Genomic DNA, 21,134 nt, shown 5'->3' on the forward strand with positions numbered 1-21,134 from the left:
TATAATCTTGGCTTGTGAAAAGGGAGAGCAATGAAAAAAATCCTGTGTATTTTTTTGTTTTTGATTCCGCTTTTTGGTGCCACTGGAGAGCGTTTGGAGTGGAGTAGTGGGTTGTCATTGTTGGCATTCTTAGAAAAAAATCAACTCCCCTCAAAGCTTTATTATAATCTCTCAGCCAGTGACAAAGAATTAGCAAGCGAGGTGGCTGTGGGGTCTAGCTACTATATCTTGCGGGATCACAAGCGCGTTTTGCAGGTGCTCATTCCTATTAGCGAAGATGTGCAGATGCATATTTATTGGAAAAATGGGCAGTATTTCTTAGACTTCATCCCTGTCATTTACACCACACACCAAAAATCCCTTGTTTTGGCATTGCAAAAGTCTCCTTATCAAGATATTTTGGAATACACCAAGGACCGCGTGCTGGCCAATGAATTCGTAAACATCTATCGCAAAAGCATTGATTTTAAAAATTTCATGTTCAAAGATGACAAAATCGCTATGATTTATACGCGAAAATACCGCCTAGGTAGGACCTATTCGACTCCAGATATCAGGGCGGCTGTGGTAGAAACTCATAAAAAATCCCATTATCTTTTCAACTATAAAAACAATTTCTATGATCTCTCTGGCAGGGAAGTCGTGGGATTTTTGCTGGAAATGCCTGTGAAATATCATCGCATCTCTTCGAGATTTTCTTATGGGAGATTTCATCCCATACTCAAGAAAGTCCGCCCACACTATGGGGTGGATCTTGCTGCATCTCATGGTACGCCCATCCATGCAGCAGCTTCGGGGAGGGTGGTGTATGCTGGCCATCGTGGTGGATATGGCAATGTGGTGGAGATCTCTCATGGAGATGGCATCCGCACGCTCTATGCGCATATGAGTAAGAGGGATCCCAAAGTCCGTGTAGGGACCTTTATCAAAAAGGGTCAGATTGTTGGCAGAGTAGGTAGCACAGGGATCTCCACAGGGCCGCATTTGCATTTTGGCGTGTACAAGAACAATCGTCCCCTCGACCCTATGAGGATCGTGCAAACTACCAGGAGCGAGCTCAAGGGCGCCAAAAAAAGGGAATTTCTAGCAGTGGCGAAGAAATATCAAGAGGATCTTGATGCTCTTTGCCAAAAATATGATTTCCAGATCAAAAAAGCCTATCTCATCAAGGTGGCAAGCCAGTGAAATACTTTCCCCCCACACAAAAAAATGTGGATTACCAAAGCATAGAGATTGAAAGAATGCAAAACTCCCCTTACATAAAGACATTTTCTGTCTATTACAAAGAGGCGGGAAGGGCCAAAAAATGGGACATTATACGTTCGATGGATGGTGTGGCGGTTGTGATTTTTGATAAGGATAAAAACTCCTTTGTGCTGGTGCGTCAATTTCGTCCTGCAGTATTTTGTAACAATAAAGGTCTGGATGGCTACACTTATGAATTATGCGCAGGGCTTGTGGACAAGGAGGGTAAGAGCTTGGAGGAGGTTGCAAGCGAGGAGGTTTTGGAGGAATGTGGTTATCAAGTAAGCCCAAAGTCTTTGCACAAAATCGGGGCATTTTTCCACAGCACGGGAAATAATGGCAGCATCCAGCATCTGTATTTTGCCTCTGTCTGCGCAAAAGACCGTGTGAGAAGTGGTGGGGGGATTGATGAGGAATGTTTGGAGGTGCTGTATTTGCCTTTGGGGGATTCCCTAACTTTTATTTTTGATGATACAATTCCAAAAACCTCTTCTCTCTTCCTAGGAATCCAATGGTATCACTTCAATAAGGACAAAAAAATATGAGAATTTTCACATTCCTTTGCTTTTTGCTCGGAGTTTTGCAAGCCAGCCTCCAAGATGAGGTTCGCACCAAGGTCATCAAGGTCAATCCTGCTGCAGATGAAGTTGTATTCCAAGCTCAGGGTTTGCAGGTAGGAGAGAGTGGATGGGTGAAGATCCAAGTCAAGAATTTTGCAGCTATCATCAAAGGTCTCACCATCACTGCAGTCAAAGGCGATCAGGTAACTGCAAAATACCATGTCTTTGAGGTCTTAAAGCAAAAATATCTCCCCGATTTTACAAGCATCCCTAAGGTGGGGGATGAGGTGGTCTTCCACAATCTCAATGGCAAGGCATTTTTGGTGACTCCTACGCTGGAGACCTATGAAGCAATCAAGGATGCACACCAAGAAGTGAAGTTTTTGAGTCCAGATTTGCTCACGGGGTATCTCTTGGCATATGGCGGTCATGATCCTACCAAAAAATTTTTCCATCAAGCTTGCGACACCTATGCAGTGGGGCTTTTGTACATCGTTAATGAAAATGCCCTAGATGTGTTAGATTGTCAGAGTTTTGCGATTTTGCAATCAGAAAAAATGGACACCTCTTCCATCAAAGAGACTAAATTCCCCTTTTATTCTCGGATTGACGAGATTAAAACCGGCACGTTTGCCAATCTTTTTGGTTCCAAAAAATCCAAGTATTATTTCCCCTATTTCACCAATCTCGTCCATCCAGAGCGCGATTATCAGACCATGATGGTGGCAGTGCGCAAGGAAATGGAAGCAAAAGAAAAGATTAAACAAGAAGAAGAAAAAAAGAAGCGTGCTCAAGAAGAGTGGCAAGAAAAAGAGGAAAAAGAGCGTAAAAAACAACAGGAAAAAGAAGAAAAAGAGCGTAAAAAACAAGAAGAGAGGCTCAAAAAAGAGCAGAGAGAAGGGCCCAAGAGCAGAGATGCTGCCTCCTAAACATCGAGATTTTTTTAAAAAACTCCTCGCGCAGGATTTTGAGGATGATTCTGCTTATTTGCGTGCCTATGCCTATGATGCCACGCGTCAAAAATTCTTGCCTGATTGTGTGATCTATCCTCGCAATGAAGAGGAGATTGCAAAGATTTTGCTTTATTGCAGCGCGCATAAGATTCCTGTGGTGCCTCGTGGGGCGGGTAGTGGGATGAGTGGGGGAGCGCTCTGTGTGAGCGGTGGCGTGGTATTGGCTATGGAGAAGTATTTTCATCAGATTTTAGAGATTGATACAAAAAATATGCTTGCGCGCGTGCAGCCTGGGGTCATCAATAAGGATTTTCAAAAGGCTGTGCAAGAGCTGGGATTATTCTATCCTCCCGATCCTGCATCTCAGGATTTTAGTACCTTGGGAGGCAATGTGAGCGAAAATGCTGGGGGCATGCGTGCGGTGAAATATGGCATCACCAAGGATTATGTTTTGGCATTGCGCGCAGTACTGCCAAATGGAGAGATTATCCGTGCTGGAAAAAAGACCATCAAGGATGTCGCAGGATTCAATCTTGTGGGGTTGTTGTGTGGGAGTGAGGGGAGCCTAGCTGTCATCACTGAGATTACATTAAAGCTTCTAGCCCGCCCAAAATATGAGCAGGTTGCAATGGGGGTATTTGCTAGGATGCAAGATGCTATGAATGCAGTATATGATACGCTAAATTCTGGAATCATCCCTGTGGCATTGGAATTTTTAGACATGCTGACCATTCAAGCCCTCAATCAAAAATTCAACAAAAACTTCCCTCATGATGCAGCAGCGATTTTGATTGTGCAAGTAGATAGTGATTTAAAGGTGCACTTAGAGCATCAAATCCACTCTTTGCGCACTGTGTTTTTGAGGCATCACTGCATGGAGTTTGAGAGCGAGGATGAAAAAGAAAAAAGCCAAGAGATTTGGTTTTTGCGTCGCAATGCTTCTCAAAGCCTTAGCATTTATGGCAAAAAGCTCAACGAAGATATCACTGTGCCGCGCGGGAATCTTATAGGTCTTCTTGCAGGAATTGAGAAGATCTCTGCAAAATATGGCTTTAAGATTGCTTGCTTTGGACATGCAGGCGATGGAAATGTGCATGTCAATATCATGATAGATAATCCCACAGAGGAAAATCTAGCATTGGGATATCAAGCAGTAGAGGAGTTATTTGAGCTAGTGATTGCATTAGAGGGAACGCTAAGCGGTGAGCATGGCATAGGGATTTCTAAGGCTCCTTTTATGCACCTAGCTTTTAGCGAGCAAGAGATGGAATTGATGCGTGCGATCAAAAAAGCCTTTGATCCTCATAATATTTTAAATCCAAGTAAAATGGGATTATGATTGAATGAGCAAGAGCTGCTATTAGAGTGGTATGAGCGCTGTGGGCGCAAGGAGCTTCCCTGGCGCAATCTCATGGGAGATCAGGCAAGTTATGGGGTCTATGTCAGTGAGGTTATGTTGCAGCAAACAAGGGTAAGCGCTGTATTGGAGTATTTTGATGCATTTATGCGCGCCTATCCTACTCTACATTCTCTTTCTCTTGCTAGTCAAGATGCTGTATTGCTGCTCTGGCAGGGGCTTGGATATTATTCTCGAGCTAAAAATCTTTTAAAAACTGCAAGGATGACTGGCACAAAGCTGCCCAGTGATTTGGACTCTCTTTTGGCATTGCCTGGGATTGGGGATTATACAGCAAGGGCGATTTTATGTTTTGGCTTTGGCCAGGCAGTGGGGTTTTATGACACAAATATCAAGCGATTTTTCTGTCGTTATTTTGCGCTCACTGCGCCCAGTCACAAAACATTGCACCGCATCGCACAAGATTTTTTAAATCTTAAAAACCCCTTTGATCACAATCAGGCATTGCTAGATCTTGGTGCTTTGGTTTGTCTTCCTAAAAATCCTCATTGTAAGATTTGCCCACTGCATCTCACCTGCAAGGGTAGACATCATCCCTCTCTTTATAGCGCAGGCAAAAAAGTGATGTATACACCCCTCACTCTGCATCTAGGTGTCTATGAAGAGGGGGGTTGCGTCGCGATGTTTCGAGATCAAAAATGGAATGGCCTTTATAGTTTCCCTGAGATTTTGCCAGAGAGCGGGAGATGGATTGGGGAAGTGAAGCATACGCGGACGCACTATAAAATTACTGCAAAAATTTATCGCCTCTATAGTCTGCCAAAGCAGGCGGGCATCGAGTTATTAGAGGATAGAGAGAGGTTCCCTATGAGTAGCCTTAGTAGGAAGATTTTAGAAAAACTCAAGCAATGTCCATCCTGAGGCTTTGAGAAGTGGGATGAGAAGATGATAGAGATTTAGCAAGTATGCTGCTAAATCTCTGAGACATTCCAGGAAAGCAATTTATGCAAAGAACATCCATTTTGCTAGAAAAACAATACATATGCAGAGGCTAAAAATAATATGATGGACATATTTTCCCATAGGATTTCTGCATTTGAAGATAAAGTGACAGCTTAGAGAAAAGACCACAAGTAGAAAAATGCAACTTGCCAAAATTACCTTGATGAGCAAGAGTTTTTGCAAAATCGTATCAATGGGGGTGGAGAAGTATCTACCCACCATCATCCCGCCAGTGAGAAAGAGGATGAGGATCACAAATGGCATGAAGGATGTAGTAACTTCAGAAATACTGCCAATGAGTTTATTGCCGCCTTTTATTCTAGATTTTGCAATGGGTATTACAACCACATCAAAAAACAAATAACCTACAAAAACAATTGCACAAAAGAGGTGGATGATGAGGGCAAAGGGGTAGATTTTTTCCATGTTTACTCCTTAAAACTGTGTGTCAAATAAAATGCGCCGCATTATAGTACAAATTTTGACAAAATGCCTCAAAGTTGTATTTTTGGAAGTGGGATTTGACTCTTTTAGAGCTATTGGCTTTAGGGGTGTGAGATTTGACTTTTTTATGTTGTGAGGGTTTTGTTTGAATTTCTTGAGTTGCCCCAGAGATTCTCCAAAAACTGCAGTGAGGCTCAAAATTGCAGGATTTTTGTCATTGTGAGCATTTTTACAAAATTTTTAGCAAAATAAAAACCTTTTCCTGGTATGATTGGGCTTCCAAAAAGGATCGCGTAGCTCAGTTGGTAGAGCACTACCTTGACATGGTAGTGGTCGCTGGTTCAAGTCCAGTCGTGATCACCATCTTTTTTTTCTCTATTTTTTCTAAATTTTTCACAATCTCTGGATGCTTGGAATCTTCCAAATACTTTTTCAAAATTTTTGAAATCCCCTCTTTTTCAACTCCGCTAAAAAAATTGTTCGAGATTTTTCAAAACCTTAAAATTTTTTAAGATCATCCTTCTTCATACGCTGCCAATTTCAGCAAAACTCCTCAAAAATCCTACTCAAAAAACTCCCCTAGGCCCTTCCAAAATCTCGCTTAGATGAAATTTTTCAAGCTGTTTGCATTGCTCATCCATTTTTCTAGTCCCTGATAGTCTTCTTTTTCTAGCATTTGCTGCGCTGCCTGTATCTGTTTTTCAAAAAGCCCTAGGGACTCTAGGACATTTTTTCGGTTTTGCTTGAAAATATCTCTCCACATAATGGGAGAGCTTTTGGAGATCCTGCTCATATCCCTAAATCCTCCTCCAATGAGAGTTAGGATAAATTCCTTTTTTTCTTGCTCTAGGACTGTGTTGGCTAATGCATAGCTGATGAGATGAGGGAGGTGAGAGATGAGGGCGATGTGCTCATCATGTTCCTTGGCTTGCATTTTTACGATCTGCATTCCTATTGCGATGAAAATCTCTTTGCAAAACGCTACTTGGAATTCCCCACTTTGCTCAATGCTTGTTAGGATGACGATTTTTTTGTCAAAAAGCCCCTTGATAGCGGCCTTTGGGCCATTATTTTCAGTGCCACACATAGGGTGGGCGCCAATATAGTTTTTGCGCAAGTTTTGAGGGATCTCACGCAGGATCTGCTCCTTTGCACTACCTAGATCGATGATGGTGCTATGTGGTGACAGAGAACCAAAATTTTTTAGCGTCTTTGTGATGGCATCTAGCGGAATGGCCAAAAAAATCACATCGCATTGCTTGATTTCATGAAGCTCTATGCACTCATCAATAAGTCCTAAAGAGAGGGCTTGTTGCATGTGCAAGGAATTGCAATCATAGCCCAGAATCATTTTAAACATCTTGGTTTCTTTGAGTGCCAGCCCCAAAGATCCGCCAATAAGCCCTAGCCCGATAATCCCTGCCTGCATGTATGTTCCTCATTTTATTTTTTGGATTTTAGCATAACTGTATTTTTTGCACAGATAGCTTTTGGGATTGGTAGAAATTAAGGATTTCTGAAGAAAAAATCATCCTTTTGAGATATAATACTCAAATATTTTTCCTATGCATTTTGGCATGATCTTTGAGGCTACAATTTGAAGGTTATAATTTGAAAATTAAACAGTTATTTCTATTTTTCTGCATGTTTTTATGTTTTAGTTTTGCAGAGGAGATGATTAAGGAAGTACGTTATGATGGGCTTGTGTACATGTCGGATTTGCTTGCTCAAGAAGTCACTGGCATCCAGAAAAACCAACCCCTAGATGACAAAAAACTCGATAAGGCGATTTTAGAGCTTTATTCCCAGGGCTATTTTAGAGATGTATATGCGACTTTTGATGATGGGATTTTGACCTTTCATTTTGTGGAAAAGCCACGGGTGGCAAGCATTGAGATCAAGGGCTATGGAACAGAGCAAGAGCGGGAGGGGCTGTATAAGCAGATTGGCGTAAAGAAGGGCGATGTTTTTGATGATCAAAAGCTAGAAAAAGCCAAAGAGATTCTGCAAACAGTGCTTGAGGTGCATGGATATTATGGCACCACCATCCAATTAATTAAAACTGAGCTCAGCGAGAATGTGTATGCCATTATTTTTGATGTCAATCGTGGGGATAATATCTATATCACCAAGGCCATTTATGATGGACGCAAGGCCCTTTCTGTGAGTGATGTGGAATCCCTCTCTGCCAACAAAGAAAGACAGTTCATGGGCTGGATGTGGGGGCGCAACAACGGAAAGCTGCATTTACAAGAGCTAGAATATGATAGCATGAGAATCCAGGATGTCTATATGCGTCATGGATTCTTGGATGCCAAGGTTTCTGCACCATTCCTAGACGCCAATTTTTCCAATTTCACTGCGCATCTTTATTATAAAATCGATGAGGGGAGGCAGTACACCGTCTCTGACGTGGAAGTTGATATTGATGATGAGGTAGAATCTGTCTCCAAGCTCAAAAAAATCTCTCGTGTAAAGGTTGGCAAGATTTTCAATATTGAAGATCTGCGCATGGATGCCCAGCTGCTAAAACAAGCCATCGCTGATTATGGCCATGCCTTTGCAGTGGTATCTCCTGACCTTGACAAAAATGAAAAAGAGGGTACAGTCAAGGTCATCTATCGCATCCAAGTGGGCCAAAAGGTGCATATTGGAGATGTCATCGTCACAGGTAATACACGAACCGGAGATAGGATCATCCGCCGTGAGATTTTGCTAGGCCCAGGGGATACCTATTCGCTCACCAAGATCCTTGCCTCAGAAAATGCGCTGCGCAGACTGGGCTTTTTTGAAAATGTCAAAATTGATCAAAAGCGTACCAGCGAGCATTCCATGGACTTGATTGTGAATGTGTCTGAGGGCAGGACTGGGGAACTGCAGTTTGGTATGGGTTATGGGAGCTATGGGGGTTTGATGATCAATGGAACCGTGAGTGAGCGCAACCTCTTTGGAACTGGGCATAATGCGAGTATTTATGCCAATATCTCCACAGGTTCTGGGCTCTCTTATTTGGGGATTAAAAATGCAGGTCGATCTTTCTCGGGAAATATTACACTAAGCAATCCAAGATTATTTGATAGCTATTATAGTGCTTCTGTTAATATCTATGCTACCTATTCTATCAACTATCAGTATGTCCAGCAAAATGGTGGTTTTGGGGTGAGTATTGGTAAGTTGCTTACAAATACCTTGCGCGTAGGCTTAGGTTATGATTTAAATATCCTTAAAACTTCTCATTTCACCTCACCCCTCTATGAGCGCTATTATGCCTCCAGCAATCGTATTGTTGGCTCCTTTGATGTGGGTGGTAGACCCATCGAGGTGCGTGGGCTTTGGAAAAAAGACTATACTCTACCAATTACTAGCTCCATTACTCCAAGTCTTAGCTTTGATAATACCGATGACTATTATTTCCCCAAAAATGGCTTTATTGCATCCACTTATCTCCAATTCAATGGGCTTGGTGGAGATGTTTACAATACCAAGGTTTATGCAAAGTTTGCAGCGTATTATCATTTCAAAAGAATGATTGGACTGGATTTGATTGGACGTTACAAAGTGCAGGGAGGATATTTGTTCCGCTATAATCCAGAGGGATTCTTACCAATCAACACCACTTTTTATCTCGGTGGGGTGACCACGGTGCGTGGATTTAGAAGTGGTTCGATTACCCCAAAAGATCAGTTTGGTCTATGGGTAGGAGGAGATGGAATCTTTACCAATGCAGTAGAACTTAGTTATGGTTTGCTAGAGAAAGCAAAATTGAGAATTTCTGCTTGGTTTGATTATGGTTTGCTGAGCTATCGTGTATATGAAGGAAAGAGTAAAAATTTGGCAAACTATAAAAATTATGGTATTTTGGGAACAGGAGAAAGTGCGATAACATGGAGGGCAGCTGTTGGTTTGGCACTAGAGTGGGTTTCTCCCATGGGTCCTATAGTACTTGTATTCCCGATAAAAAGATTCAATCAGCAGCCAGGGGATTTGATTTCAAACTTTGAATTCACCATGGGAACGAGATTTTAAAAGGCAGACAATGAAAAGAGCAAGCAATCAAGAAATATTGCACCTCATGCAAAATGCCTCTCTAAGGGAACTGGGGGTCATGGCAAATGAGATAAAAATAAAGTTGCATCCAGAAAGAATCACCACCTTCATCGTGGATAGAAATATCAATTACACCAATATTTGTTGGGTGGACTGCGAGTTTTGCGCATTTAAGAGAAGGATCAATGAAGATGGGGGCTATATTCTTAGTTTTGAAGAGATTGATAGGAAAATTGATGAATTATTAGAGATTGGCGGCACACAGATTCTGTTTCAGGGTGGCGTGCATCCTAAGCTAAAGATTGATTATTATGAGAATCTTGTGGAGCATATTCATCAAAAATATCCCCAAATCACCATTCATGGATTCTCTGCAATTGAGATTTATTACATTGCCAAGGTTTCCAAACTCAGCATCCCTGATGTCTTGCAGCGCCTAAAAGCCAAGGGCCTCTCCTCCATTCCTGGGGCGGGTGCAGAGATCTTGAGTGATCGTGTGCGCGATATCATCGCACCAAAAAAGATTGATTCTGATGAATGGATTGATGTGCATAGACAGGCTCATAGACTTGGTATCAAAAGTACGGCTACAATGATGTTTGGCAGCGTGGATAGGGATGAGGATATTATTGAGCATTGGGAGAGGATACGCGATCTCCAAGATGAGACAGGGGGATTTCGGGCATTTATTTTGTGGAGTTTCCAACCCCAAAACACGCCTCTGCAATCCAAAATGCCACATTTGCAAAAGGCATCTCCCAATCGTTATTTGCGCCTGCTTGCCTGCAGTAGGATTTATCTGGATAATTTTAAAAATATCCAAAGCTCTTGGGTGACGCAGGGCTCTTATGTAGGGCAGTTGGCATTGCTTTTTGGGGCTAATGATCTAGGAAGTACAATGATGGAGGAAAATGTCGTCTCTGCTGCTGGTGCGCGCAATTCTATGAATCAGCAGGAAATGATTGAATTAATCAGGGACATAGGAGAGCATCCTGCCAAGCGCAACACTGCTTATGAAATTTTGGAAAGATATTGATGATGAAGAAGATAATTTTAATTTTTGGGTTTATTTTAGGAGTGGCAATGCAAGCAAATGAAGTAACTTATATAAAAATTAATGAGCAAAAGGTCCCTGTAATTTTTGAGGAATCCCATCTCATTCCTACGGGCTTTTTGCGACTGAGTTTTTTGGGTGGCGGAAGCATCAATGATAGAAATCTCTCAGGCCTCAGTGCCTTAAGTGCAGCGTTGCTCAATGAGGGTACAAAAACATTGGGTGTGATTGGATTTTCCAAAGAGCTGGATAAGCGCGCAATTACCCTGCAGGCAAGTTCTGGGATTGAGACCATCAATCTTGAGATGCAATTTCTCACAGAAATGCAAGAAGATGCTTTGAAGCTTTTGAAAGATTTGATTTTTGATCCCAATTTCACCCCTCAGACTTTGGAGAAAATCCGCAATAATGCGATTAGTCGTCTATCAGCAAAGGAAAATGATTTTGACTACATCGCCAATAGAAATCTCTCCAAAATCCTTTTTGAGGGAAGTCCTTTGGCAAATAGCCCCACTGCTCTCACGCTCAAAAAAATCCAATTAGAAGATATCAGGGTGCTAATCCATCAGAATTTTGTCCTCTCTAGATTGGTGATTACTATGGGTGGGGACATGAAAAAAGAACAAGCCCTACAAAAGTTAAGTGCCATCCTCTCTGGTCTCCCTCAGGGCGTGCCTGCAAGTCGTCCCTTTTATCATGTGAGTGCCAAGACTCAAGAAAAGATTGTATACAAGCAAACAGAGCAGGCCTATATTTATTTTGGCTCACCCTTTAATCTCAGTGACATGAGAAATGAGGGCTATAAAGCAAAGATTTTGGGATTTGTTCTGGGATCTAGCGGCTTTGGATCAAGGCTGATGGAGGAGATTCGCGTAAAGCGCGGACTAGCATATTCTGCGTATTTGCGTATCAATACAGGCAAGGTTGTCAATTATGCCTCTGGCTATCTACAAACAAAGCCAGAAAATCAAGATGAGGCCATCAAGTTGGTCAAGGAGATTGTGGCTCGATTTGTCAAAGAGGGGATCACTAAAGAAGAGTTAGAGGGCGCTAAGCAATTCTTATTAGGCAGTCAGCCACTAAGAGAAGAAACGCTCTCTCAGCGCCTAGATGCACAATTTTTGAATTTTTATTTGGGATTACCCTTAGATTTCAACAAGATCCAATTAGAGCAAATCAAAAATGTGAGTCTGCAAGAAATGAATGCCTATATCAAGGGGCACACAGAATTGAATAATCTAAGCTTTAGCATCGTAACAGTGCGGCAAAAATCTAGCAAAGAGGAGAAAAAATGAGTGCATTTGAGACTGTCATTGGCCTAGAGGTTCATGTCCAATTAAACACAAATACGAAAATTTTTTGTTCTTGTGCAACGAGCTTTGGAGAAGATCCCAATAAAAATGTCTGTCCCACTTGTTTGGGATTACCAGGTGCATTGCCAGTGCTCAATCGCGAAGTGGTAAAAAAGGCAATTTCCTTTGGCACTGCCATCGGTGCGCAGATCCATCAAAATTCTATTTTTGCAAGAAAAAATTATTTTTACCCCGATCTTCCTAAGGCTTATCAAATTAGTCAATTTGAGATCCCCATCGTTGGGCGTGGCAGCATCCAGATAGAGCTTAATGGAGAAAAAAAGACCATAGGCGTGACGCGTGCACATATGGAGGAGGATGCGGGCAAAAATATTCATGAGGGCAATTGCAGCAAAGTAGATCTCAATCGTGCTTGTACTCCATTGCTAGAAATCGTGAGCGAACCTGATATGCGAAGCAGCGATGAGGCTGTAGCCTATCTCAAAAAATTGCATTCCATTGTGAGGTTTTTGGGCATCAGTGATGCGAATATGCAAGAAGGGAGCTTTCGCTGTGATGCAAATGTTTCTATTCGTCCTAGGGGTGAGGAAAAATTTTATACGCGTGTAGAAATTAAAAATCTTAACTCTTTTAAGTTTATTCAAAAGGCGATCGAGTATGAAGTAGAGCGTCAAATTGATGCGTGGGAAAGTGGAAATTATGCTAGGGAAGTTGTGCAGGAAACAAGGCTTTTTGATACTGCTAGTGGCATCACAAGATCGATGAGAGGCAAGGAAGAGGCAGCAGATTATCGCTATTTTCCAGATCCAGATCTTTTGCCAGTGTTGATTGATGAGGATTTGATGAGAGAGGGCAGAAATATACCAGAGATGCCTGATGAAAAGCGATCGCGCTATGTTGTAGAATTTGGCATCAAAGATGCTGATGCAAGCATTTTGACCAGTCATTTGGAGGGTGCGTTGTATTTTGAGGAGATGATTGCTGAGGGAGCAAATCCTAAAAATGCGGTGAATTGGCTAAATACAGAGCTTACAGGGCGCTTAAAGGGTGAGAATAATTTAGAGAATTGCGGCATTTGTGCAAAAACTCTAGCAGCCCTTGTGAAGCGCATTGATGAGGGCAAGATTAGTGGGAAGAGCGCCAAAGACATTTTGGATGTCCTTGTGGAGCACAGAGGTGGAGATGTAGATCATCTGATTGATGCTATGGGATTGGCACAGGTCAATGATGATGATACGATTTTGAGCGCAATAGAGTCTGTATTAAGTGCCAATGGTGATAAGGTCGCAGAATATAAGAGTGGAAAGGAAAAGCTCTTTGGTTTTTTTGTGGGTCAGGTAATGAAGAATTCCAAGGGCGCAAATCCTACAAGAGTCAATGAATTATTGAAAGAAAGGCTACAGTAGCTTTGTGCTTTTAAATCCGAATTTTTTCTCGCTCTAGCCAAAGAACTTTGACCCATTTCATAGGGGAACTTTGATAGAGGGATTTGCTAGTGCTTTGGCGAGTTATTTTTTGCTTTTTGGATCCCTTTTGCTTGGAGCAGAGTTGAGTCTAGCAGGGTGAATGGGGGTTTGCAGGGAAAAGAGTTGGTGGCATGAAAATTTAAGATTTTTAAATTTTCAATAGCAGCGCATATCCATGAGTGCAAGAATCATGAAAATCTACAGAAGTAGCTAGGGATTTAGGGAGTCAGAACATTGTATAGTCGATGAGCTCGCGGTTGCAAAGATTGTAAAAATTCATAGCAGCAAAAGTCGCAGTAACAATGTCTTTTCCCATGACTTTAGTCATGGGGGATTTGTGCGATGGGGTATCATTGTGTGGAGAGATTGTAGACGATGGGGACTTTGATGCGCACTCTTTGCTTGGGTAGGGGGAATTCCTTGGCAGCATCATTGACTGCCTGAAGCGCACTTTTGTTCAGGACATTTCCTGCATTGCTATCTAAGATCTTTAGTCCATCGATACTGCCATCAACATTCAAGATGAATTCCACAGTCACCTGCCCTTCTAGCCCCCGGACTCTTGCAATCCTGGGATAGGGATTGTTTTGCGCGATAGCAGTGCGGATCTTGGAGAGGAACTCATCGCTAATGCCCTCGTTATAAGCAAGTGCTTCTGCAGTTTGCCCCTCTTGGTCTAGGTTGGAGGATTTTTGTTTCTCATCGGTTTCCTGCTTGGTTTGTGTGGTTTGCTCCTTTGTCTCCTCTTTTGGTTCAGGTTCTGGGGTTGGTTCAGGTTCTGGGGTTGGTTCAGGTTCTGGTTGTGGCTGCGGCTTTGGTTTTGGTTTGGGCTTTTTTGGCTCAGGCTTTTTCTTGGGCTTTTTTTTTGGTGGTGGTGGAGCTTTTGAAAAATTCGTCTGTTCGCCGCCATTATTCACACTGGCAATTTTCATGGCGATCATTTTGTCTCCATTTTCTTTGACTTTGATGGACTTGGATTTGACAAAATCGATGAATGGAATCAATACGGATAGATAGAGAAAAGTTGCGCAGAGAAAGCCAATTACACTTGGTTGTTTAATTCTTTCTCGTAGAAATCGCAAAATTTTCATGATTTTTTTCCTTTAGGGCATCCAGAATCTTTACAAAAACCTCAAATTTTGATTGCTTGTCGCTTTTGAGTTCAATAAGTGTTTTATTGTCAATGGGAGCGATAATCTCTTTTATTTTTTCTAGATCAATGGGTTTGTCATCCAGATATACAACATTGTTTGCGTCCACTGTGATAACGACAGTCTTTTCTTGCTTGGGCTGTTGTGCTGAGTTTGCCTCTGGAACATCGACCTTGATCTTTCCTTGCGCTACAAAAGTAGAAATGGTCAAAACAATCGCCAGCAAAACTAGCATAATATCGATAAATGGGACGATATTGAGTCCCTCTCCTCTTTTAATTTTCATTTTTCATCGCTTTGTATCGGTTGCTGATGATTTCAATTTTTCGCAGGAGTGCATTATAAATCATCAAAACAGGGATGGCTACGCACAATCCCACACCAGTGGCCTGCAGCGCCAAAGAAAGATCTCTCATAATCCTCTTTGCATCAATGTCGCTGCCCTGACTCATTCCATAAAATGTGATGATAATCCCGCCAACTGTGCCAAGTAGACCGATGTAGGGTGCATTGGAATAGATGATATAGAGCGCAGTCATGTTTTTTGTCAGAGATTCTTCTAGCATATCTGCAGTTTTGAAGTCTCCAAAATTCACGCGGCTAAAAAAAACCAGGCGCTCAATTGTAAACCAAATGGCAATAAATCCCATAAAACCAAGTATTGAAAAAATGATGATGTCAAGATAGAGTTCTAAAAAATGCATGGGTACCCTCGAATTTTTTCTTGGGATTATAACACGATAATAACAATATTCATATTTAATGTAGCAAAATTATGGATAAATTAATAATATTTTGCAGAAATAGGCTGTTATTATAGAATTTTTCTTATCAAAAGCTTAATTTTGTAAGTAATTCCAAAAGATTTCAATCCAAAATGAGGAGGATTGAGTGGAATTATGGAGACTTTTTAAATCTTTAGGAGTGTATATTTCAGAACTTCTTTGATATTTTTTACGCTGATGATCTCTAATTCTTCCTGGACTTCTTGCGGGATGTCCTGGAGATCTCGCTCATAATTTTTCTTGGGAATAAGCGCTCTTTTTATCCCTGCTTTATGTGCTGCAATGAGTTTTTCCTTTAGCCCGCCGATGGGAAGCACTTCTCCTGTGAGTGTGATTTCTCCAGTCATGGCGATGCTTCCATGAATCTTGGAATCTGTGAGGATGGAGGCAATCACGCTTGCCATGGCAATCCCAGCACTGGGCCCATCTTTTGGCGTCGCTCCCTCTGGTACATGGAGGTGAATATCATAGAGATTGTAGACTTGCACAGTCTCATTGGCCTCTTTTTTGCGCGATTTTTTGCTCTTTGTTTTGTTTATTTTGAGTGAGAAAAAATTCTCATCAATCAAGACTTTTATGACAGAAAAGGCGATGCGCGCAGATTCCTTCATCACGTCTCCCAGGCTACCTGTGAGAGTCAGCATTCCCCTGCCTTTAATCTTGATGGCCTCAATCTTTAACACATCTCCACCCACACTTGTCCACGCTAGTCCATTGATGATGCCTATCTTGTCAAGATTGTCACTTTTTTCAATTTCAAAAACAATCTTATCGAGGTAATTTGCTAGATTCTGTGGAGTGATGGTGACCTTTCTGACTCCATTTTGTAAGATCTCTCGTGCTGTTTTTCTAGCAAGCGTGGCGATCTGGCGCCTGAGGTTTCGCACTCCAGCCTCGCGGGTATATTTCTCAATCAATAGCACGATGGCATCAGAACTGATAGAAATCTCAGAATTTTTCAAACCATGTTTTTTTAGCTCTTGGGGGATGAGATAATTTTTTGCAATCTGTTCTTTTTCCTGTGGGGTGTAGCTAGAGACTTCGATGAATTCCATGCGATCGCGCAGGGGTGGGGGGATGTTGCCAATATCATTTGCTGTAGCAATGAAGATAATTTGAGAGAGATCGGTGTTGAAATTGGCATAGTAATCTCTGAAATTTTGATTTTGCTCTGGATCTAAGATCTCAAGCAGTGCACTTGTTGGATCCCCTCGCATATTGCGTCCGACCTTATCAATCTCATCGAGCACCACCACAGGATTCATGGTCTTTGCCTCTATGAGTCCTTGGATGATGCGCCCTGGCATTGCACCCAAATAAGTGCGCCGATGCCCACGCAATTCATTTACATCTTCCAACCCTCCCAGTGCGATGCGCACTAAAGGTCTTCCGATGGCAGTGGCAATAGAATTTGCCAGGCTGGTTTTGCCTACTCCAGGCGGCCCATAAAAGCACAAAATCGTTCCAATGCTTTTGTGGGTTTTTTCATTTCTTTGAGCTAGCAATTCTTTTACAGCAAAAAACTCCACAATCCTCTCTTTGGGTTTTTTGAGCGAGAAATGATCGATATCGAGCTGTTTTTCTACATTATTAATGGAAAGCTTTTTTTTGGCGAATTTATCAAATGGGATCTCTAGCACCCACTCAATGTAGTTTTGGACCATGTTGGCATCTGCGCTGTCTTGGTGCATCTTGTTGAGTCGATCGATTTGCTTTTTGATCTCTTTGTATGTATCCTCATAGACATAGGATTTGATGGATTCGAGTTTTTTGTGATAGTTTTCAATCTCCTCATCGCGCTGCTTATCTAGCCCCAATTCTTTTTGGATTTGTTTGAGCTGTTCTCTTAGGAAATATTCTTTATTGGTTTGCTCCATCTTTGTGTGGACTTTGTTTTTGATCTCTTTTTGGAGTTTTTGGGTTTGGGTTTCTTCGATGATGAAATCAATGAGCATGAGGAGGCGTTTTTCGGTGTTGTCACTGGCAAAGAGATGATAGGACTGCTCTTTTTTGAGGCGCAGGATGGAGGCGATGAGATCGACCACACGATTGGGGTCTTCATTCTCATCAATGGTGCGCAAGATATCTGGCGGAAAAAACTGGCTGATGTTTGCTAGATTGCGAACCTTTTCTCGCAGCACTTCCATTGTGGCCTGGATCTTTTCGTGATTGTGCTCTTTGTAAGTGATGATGTCTACCATCCCCTCTAGTGGATCGTGATTCTCGATGGAGAGGATCTTGCCTTTGGTGATTCCTTGGAAGAGGATTTTTACTTTGCCATCAGGGAGATTAACCTTGCGCATGATGTTTCCAATCACCCCCACATCATAGAAATTCTCTGCGTTTTTTACATGTTCTTTGATGTTTTTTGCACATCCCACAAAAATCATCTCTCTATTTTCCATAGCGCGATTGACTGCCTTGATATTGGCATTGTCTGAGATGAATATGGGTGCAATCATAAAAGGATACATGAACCCCTCTTCCTCTATCAAAATAGGAATGAGAGTGGGGAAATCAATCTGAGTTTTTAGTTGCATTGGGTTCTCCTACCAGTTAAATAGACGGACATACCAGGGGACATAAGATGGAGTGGGTTTTGTCGCGTCTTCAATCTCTTGTTCTATGCGATCTAAATAAGCCTTTTGCGCATTGGGTTTTTTTTGTTTGGCATAAACATTGGCTATGGCTCGATTGAGTTCATTTCTCCCTAGCAATAGGCGGAGTTGCATGGTCTTGATGAGATCAAGATACCTGCTATCAGGAAATTTATCTAGAAAATTTTGGATTTCTATGACCGCATTTTCCAAAAATTGCTGATCTTTGCTGTAGTTGACAAAGGCTAGGTAATGGGTCTGAATCTTGAGATAGGTGATGTAGTCAACATTGTCTGCAGTGGCATAGCGCTTGAGATACTCATCAAAATAATAATCTGCTAGCACAAATTCTTTCTCCACTTGGTGGGCCTTGCCCAAGATTAGCATGGCATCTGGCAAAAGAGGGGAATTGATATGTTCGCTTTGCAGGGAAGAAAAATGATTGTCTGCATTCTCTAGGCTTCCAGATTTGATCTCTTTGAGCATTTCTTGATACCAGTACATGGCTGGCTTATTGAATTCGTTTTTTTCTTTCTTGGAAGAGCAGCCCAAAAAGACCAAAAAAGCGGTGGCATAGATGACAAAAATTATTCTCACAAAGTCCTCATTTTGGGTTTTTCTATTTCGTGCAATTATATTATGAAAAAGTTAAGAAAAAGATTTTAGAATTTGATTTTTCCGTGGAAAATTAGATAAAATAAGCCGCTGGCAGATTGGGTCGCCAAATTTGCAAATAAAGTTATTTTATCGAGGTTAATAAAGAGATGATCTTTGAAGTGAAGTCCCCTATATTAGGTTTTGAGAAAGTCAAAAAGATGAAGCTTGAGAAAATTGATGAGATATTTGTGCGCTTGAGCAATGCCGAGGACAATTCGCCAGTTTTTACGCTTGTTAATCCTTTCATTCTTAGAGAATATGAGTTTGATGTTCCCGTGGCTTTGAAATTGTTGCTTGATTTAGAAAATGCCAAAAATGTCTTCATCGCCAATATTATGGTGGTGCAAATGCCTATACAAAATTCCACGGTGAATTTCCTGGCCCCCGTGGTGTTTAATTTCGACAATCAGACCATGGCCCAAGTGGTCTTAGATAGTTTAAAGTACCCCCAATACCAGCTCGCTGAACCCATATCCAATTATTACAAAGATGAAGAACCTCAAAATTGCCCCAAAGAAGAAGAGTCTCAAAAAACTAGAGATCTAGTGGAAAGCATGAGTGACTAGAGTTCTCGTCATCGGCCATGGGAAAATCGCCCTGACCCTCATAGAGGGCATTCTCAAAGCAGGATTACACAACAAATATTATTTTGAAATTTGTGGCAGAGAGTTTAAAAAAGTAGAAACTTTCATCAAATTCCATCATCTTGAATCCCATTTCCATGCACTCCCCCCAACGCCTCCCCTTTTTATCGATGAGGCTATCGTATTTTTATGCACCAAACCCCAGGGTTTGGAGAGTTTTGTCTTTGGCGGAAAGGCAAGAGCGGTGGTTAGTGTGATGGCAGGAGTCTCGATAGCCAAAATCCAGCAATCCATCCATGCTATTGGATATGCGCGCATCATGCCAAATATCGCGGCCAAATACCAAAAATCCTGCAGCGCGCTGTATTGCAAGGATTTGGATTGGGAGAGCATAGGGGATTTAGTGCAGAGTTTTGGCAAGGTGGTCGTGGTGGAAAAGGAGGAGCTTATTGACGCGAGTATTGCTGTTAGCGGGAGTGCGCCTGCATTCCTAGCGCTTATAGCGCAGGCATTGATGGATGCTGGGGTGCGTGAGGGGCTAGCGCGATTGCAGAGTAAGGAGTTTGTGCGCGGGATGTTTGAGGGGTTTGCCCTATTATTGCAGCAGCAAGATCCCCAAGAGATCATGGATTTGGTAGCAAGTCCTGGAGGAACGACGATTGAGGGTTTGAGTGTGCTAGAGAGTCGTGGTGTGCGCGGAGCTATCATGGAGGCCTGCCATCAAGCAGTGGCCAGGGCAAAAAAACTCTAATCGTGATTTTTGGGATTCCTTGATACGAATTTCATATAAATAGCCAGGCCAATGAGCAATGCAGACACTGCTCCGATGAGATAGACTGCATAGAGGATTTTGTCGGGTTCATTGATGGCAAATTTGAAAACCAGCATGAGGGATTCGATGGCCAGAGCGATGATGATGGAGCCAAGGAATCTCACGAGTGTCTGCTGTGGGATAAATGCTCCTTCTACGTGCTTACCCAGTACCTCCACTTCAAAAATTGCCTTGACTAAATCAAAAATGGCCAGTGCTAATGTTAGCTGGATGATGGCTTTGAAAATCTCATCGACTTCAAAATCTCGAAAGTGTCCAAGGTCGGTATAGAGATTGGAGACACCCTTGATAAAAAGTACAATGCAAATCAAAGTCAGCACCAAGGAAAGCAGCCCATAAATCCACATGCCAATTTTGTAACAAATATTAGCAAAGCGCGAGGAGGAGCTAATGGAGATGGCAGTAGTAAGAGGGAGATCGATACAGATGACAAAAAGCAAATGATGGTTTTGATCATATATGGGATAGGAGGCTGTGACAATGAGTTTGTTTGTCAATGCAGCGGGATAGGGATTGGTGACGATGCATCTTTTTTCCCTCACCGCTTCATAATAAAATGCCTGATCGGAAAAATTTTTACTCATCTGCGTGCTGCTTTTAGGGATTTTGATATTTTCTCTGGCATCAATTACATGCCCTGCAGCATCTAGGACATAAACTTCTCCCAGTGTTTTAATCTCTCTTCTGATTTTTTCCACCTCCTGGAAGATGTTCTCCACATTTGTGCTGGGGAGGAAATTCTGGAGATTTTGCGCAAAAAGATAATGCATATATGCGCGCAATTCATGACGAATCCTGCGATAAATAAGAATATCTCTTGATAACATTCATGCTCCTTTGATTTTTTTAATACTACCTTAAAATTTTCCCACTAGAGTGTCATATTTTTATGAAAATATAAGTTCAAATAATAAAAATTCTGTATAGCCCCTTATTTTCGAGGTTTCAGCCCTATATTTATGTGAAATTCTTGATAAATATATGAAGAAAATATTTTTTTATAAAAAAATTTAAGTTATTTTTCAGAATTTTGGAGTAGCATTCCATCTTCACTATTTTTATTAAAAAATACAATTTCTTAAGAAAA

19 protein-coding genes and 1 tRNA gene are annotated in these 21,134 nt (G+C 41.7%); 12 read left to right on the forward strand and 8 right to left on the reverse strand.

Going from position 1 to position 21,134, the window contains the following annotated elements; genetic code table 11:
* Positions 1 to 30 precede the first annotated feature (30 nt).
* Genes DQN48_RS01555 through DQN48_RS01575 form a run of 5 tightly spaced genes read left to right on the forward strand, consistent with a single transcriptional unit; the run spans position 31 to position 5,036 of the window.
* Positions 31 to 1,185: a peptidoglycan DD-metalloendopeptidase family protein gene (locus DQN48_RS01555; RefSeq protein ID WP_111713496.1), complete on the forward strand. Its 1,155-nt coding sequence runs from the start codon at positions 31 to 33 to the stop codon at positions 1,183 to 1,185.
* Positions 1,182 to 1,790, forward strand: coding sequence for an NUDIX domain-containing protein (locus tag DQN48_RS01560; protein ID WP_013022636.1), 609 nt, complete (start codon positions 1,182 to 1,184; stop codon positions 1,788 to 1,790). The genes DQN48_RS01555 and DQN48_RS01560 overlap by 4 nt, the downstream gene beginning before the upstream one ends.
* Positions 1,787 to 2,734: a plasminogen-binding N-terminal domain-containing protein gene (locus tag DQN48_RS01565; protein WP_013022637.1), complete on the forward strand. Its 948-nt coding sequence runs from the start codon at positions 1,787 to 1,789 to the stop codon at positions 2,732 to 2,734. Before DQN48_RS01560 ends, DQN48_RS01565 begins: the two co-directional genes overlap by 4 nt.
* Positions 2,721 to 4,097 carry an FAD-linked oxidase C-terminal domain-containing protein gene (locus DQN48_RS01570; protein ID WP_013022638.1) on the forward strand — a complete coding sequence of 459 codons (1,377 nt, stop codon included), beginning with the start codon at positions 2,721 to 2,723 and terminating at the stop codon, positions 4,095 to 4,097. Before DQN48_RS01565 ends, DQN48_RS01570 begins: the two co-directional genes overlap by 14 nt.
* Positions 4,098 to 5,036, forward strand: coding sequence for an A/G-specific adenine glycosylase (locus DQN48_RS01575; protein ID WP_013022639.1), 939 nt, complete (start codon positions 4,098 to 4,100; stop codon positions 5,034 to 5,036).
* Positions 5,037 to 5,117: 81 nt separating this feature from the next.
* Here the strand turns inward: DQN48_RS01575 and DQN48_RS01580 are convergent, their stop codons facing one another.
* Entirely contained in the window at positions 5,118 to 5,543 is a 426-nt protein-coding gene (locus tag DQN48_RS01580; protein WP_013022640.1) for a hypothetical protein, read from the reverse strand.
* Positions 5,544 to 5,848: 305 nt separating this feature from the next.
* On the opposite strand from DQN48_RS01580, the gene DQN48_RS01585 reads away from it, so the two are divergent.
* Positions 5,849 to 5,924, forward strand: a tRNA-Val gene (locus tag DQN48_RS01585).
* A gap of 238 nt (positions 5,925 to 6,162) precedes the next feature.
* On the opposite strand, the gene DQN48_RS01590 is transcribed toward DQN48_RS01585, so the two are convergent.
* A complete protein-coding gene (locus DQN48_RS01590) occupies positions 6,163 to 6,990 on the reverse strand; it encodes a prephenate dehydrogenase (RefSeq protein ID WP_013022641.1) in 828 nt (275 codons plus the stop codon).
* A gap of 215 nt (positions 6,991 to 7,205) precedes the next feature.
* Between DQN48_RS01590 and bamA the strand changes: the two genes are divergently transcribed.
* The 4 genes from bamA to gatB are packed head-to-tail and all read left to right on the forward strand — an operon-like array spanning position 7,206 to position 13,381.
* Positions 7,206 to 9,587: an outer membrane protein assembly factor BamA gene (gene bamA / locus DQN48_RS01595; protein ID WP_013022642.1), complete on the forward strand. Its 2,382-nt coding sequence runs from the start codon at positions 7,206 to 7,208 to the stop codon at positions 9,585 to 9,587.
* Positions 9,588 to 9,597: 10 nt separating this feature from the next.
* A complete protein-coding gene (locus DQN48_RS01600; protein ID WP_013022643.1) occupies positions 9,598 to 10,644 on the forward strand; it encodes a dehypoxanthine futalosine cyclase in 1,047 nt (348 codons plus the stop codon).
* A complete protein-coding gene (locus DQN48_RS01605; protein WP_013022644.1) occupies positions 10,644 to 11,957 on the forward strand; it encodes a M16 family metallopeptidase in 1,314 nt (437 codons plus the stop codon). Before DQN48_RS01600 ends, DQN48_RS01605 begins: the two co-directional genes overlap by 1 nt.
* Positions 11,954 to 13,381 (forward strand): Asp-tRNA(Asn)/Glu-tRNA(Gln) amidotransferase subunit GatB, encoded by a 1,428-nt coding sequence (gene gatB, locus DQN48_RS01610; RefSeq protein WP_013022645.1) that lies wholly within the window; start codon positions 11,954 to 11,956, stop codon positions 13,379 to 13,381. Before DQN48_RS01605 ends, gatB begins: the two co-directional genes overlap by 4 nt.
* Positions 13,382 to 13,791: 410 nt before the next feature.
* Here gatB and DQN48_RS01615 read toward each other — a convergent pair whose 3' ends face one another.
* From DQN48_RS01615 to DQN48_RS01635, 5 genes are all read right to left on the reverse strand, one after another.
* A complete protein-coding gene (locus DQN48_RS01615) occupies positions 13,792 to 14,445 on the reverse strand; it encodes an energy transducer TonB (protein ID WP_148213326.1) in 654 nt (217 codons plus the stop codon).
* A gap of 52 nt (positions 14,446 to 14,497) precedes the next feature.
* On the reverse strand, positions 14,498 to 14,878 hold the full coding sequence (gene exbD, locus DQN48_RS01620) for a TonB system transport protein ExbD (protein ID WP_013022647.1): 381 nt from the start codon (positions 14,876 to 14,878) through the stop codon (positions 14,498 to 14,500).
* On the reverse strand, positions 14,868 to 15,296 hold the full coding sequence (gene exbB, locus DQN48_RS01625) for a TonB-system energizer ExbB (RefSeq protein WP_013022648.1): 429 nt from the start codon (positions 15,294 to 15,296) through the stop codon (positions 14,868 to 14,870). Before exbB ends, exbD begins: the two co-directional genes overlap by 11 nt.
* A 206-nt stretch (positions 15,297 to 15,502) precedes the next feature.
* Positions 15,503 to 17,917, reverse strand: a complete 2,415-nt coding sequence (gene lon / locus DQN48_RS01630) for an endopeptidase La (protein ID WP_013022649.1) — start codon at positions 17,915 to 17,917, stop codon at positions 15,503 to 15,505.
* A gap of 9 nt (positions 17,918 to 17,926) precedes the next feature.
* Positions 17,927 to 18,571 (reverse strand): outer membrane protein assembly factor BamD, encoded by a 645-nt coding sequence (locus tag DQN48_RS01635; protein ID WP_013022650.1) that lies wholly within the window; start codon positions 18,569 to 18,571, stop codon positions 17,927 to 17,929.
* A gap of 167 nt (positions 18,572 to 18,738) precedes the next feature.
* On the opposite strand from DQN48_RS01635, the gene fliW reads away from it, so the two are divergent.
* The gene (gene fliW / locus DQN48_RS01640) at positions 18,739 to 19,197 is read left to right on the forward strand and encodes a flagellar assembly protein FliW (protein ID WP_013022651.1); all 459 of its coding nucleotides are present in this window, start codon (positions 18,739 to 18,741) and stop codon (positions 19,195 to 19,197) included.
* Positions 19,190 to 19,966: a pyrroline-5-carboxylate reductase gene (proC, locus tag DQN48_RS01645; protein WP_013022652.1), complete on the forward strand. Its 777-nt coding sequence runs from the start codon at positions 19,190 to 19,192 to the stop codon at positions 19,964 to 19,966. Before fliW ends, proC begins: the two co-directional genes overlap by 8 nt.
* On the opposite strand, the gene DQN48_RS01650 is transcribed toward proC, so the two are convergent.
* Positions 19,963 to 20,874 (reverse strand): PDC sensor domain-containing protein, encoded by a 912-nt coding sequence (locus tag DQN48_RS01650; RefSeq protein WP_013022653.1) that lies wholly within the window; start codon positions 20,872 to 20,874, stop codon positions 19,963 to 19,965. The two genes, proC and DQN48_RS01650, sit on opposite strands and share 4 nt — an antisense overlap.
* Positions 20,875 to 21,134 lie beyond the last annotated feature (260 nt).

This window comes from Helicobacter mustelae (assembly GCF_900476215.1).
In the GTDB taxonomy this organism is placed as follows: domain Bacteria; phylum Campylobacterota; class Campylobacteria; order Campylobacterales; family Helicobacteraceae; genus Helicobacter_H; species Helicobacter_H mustelae.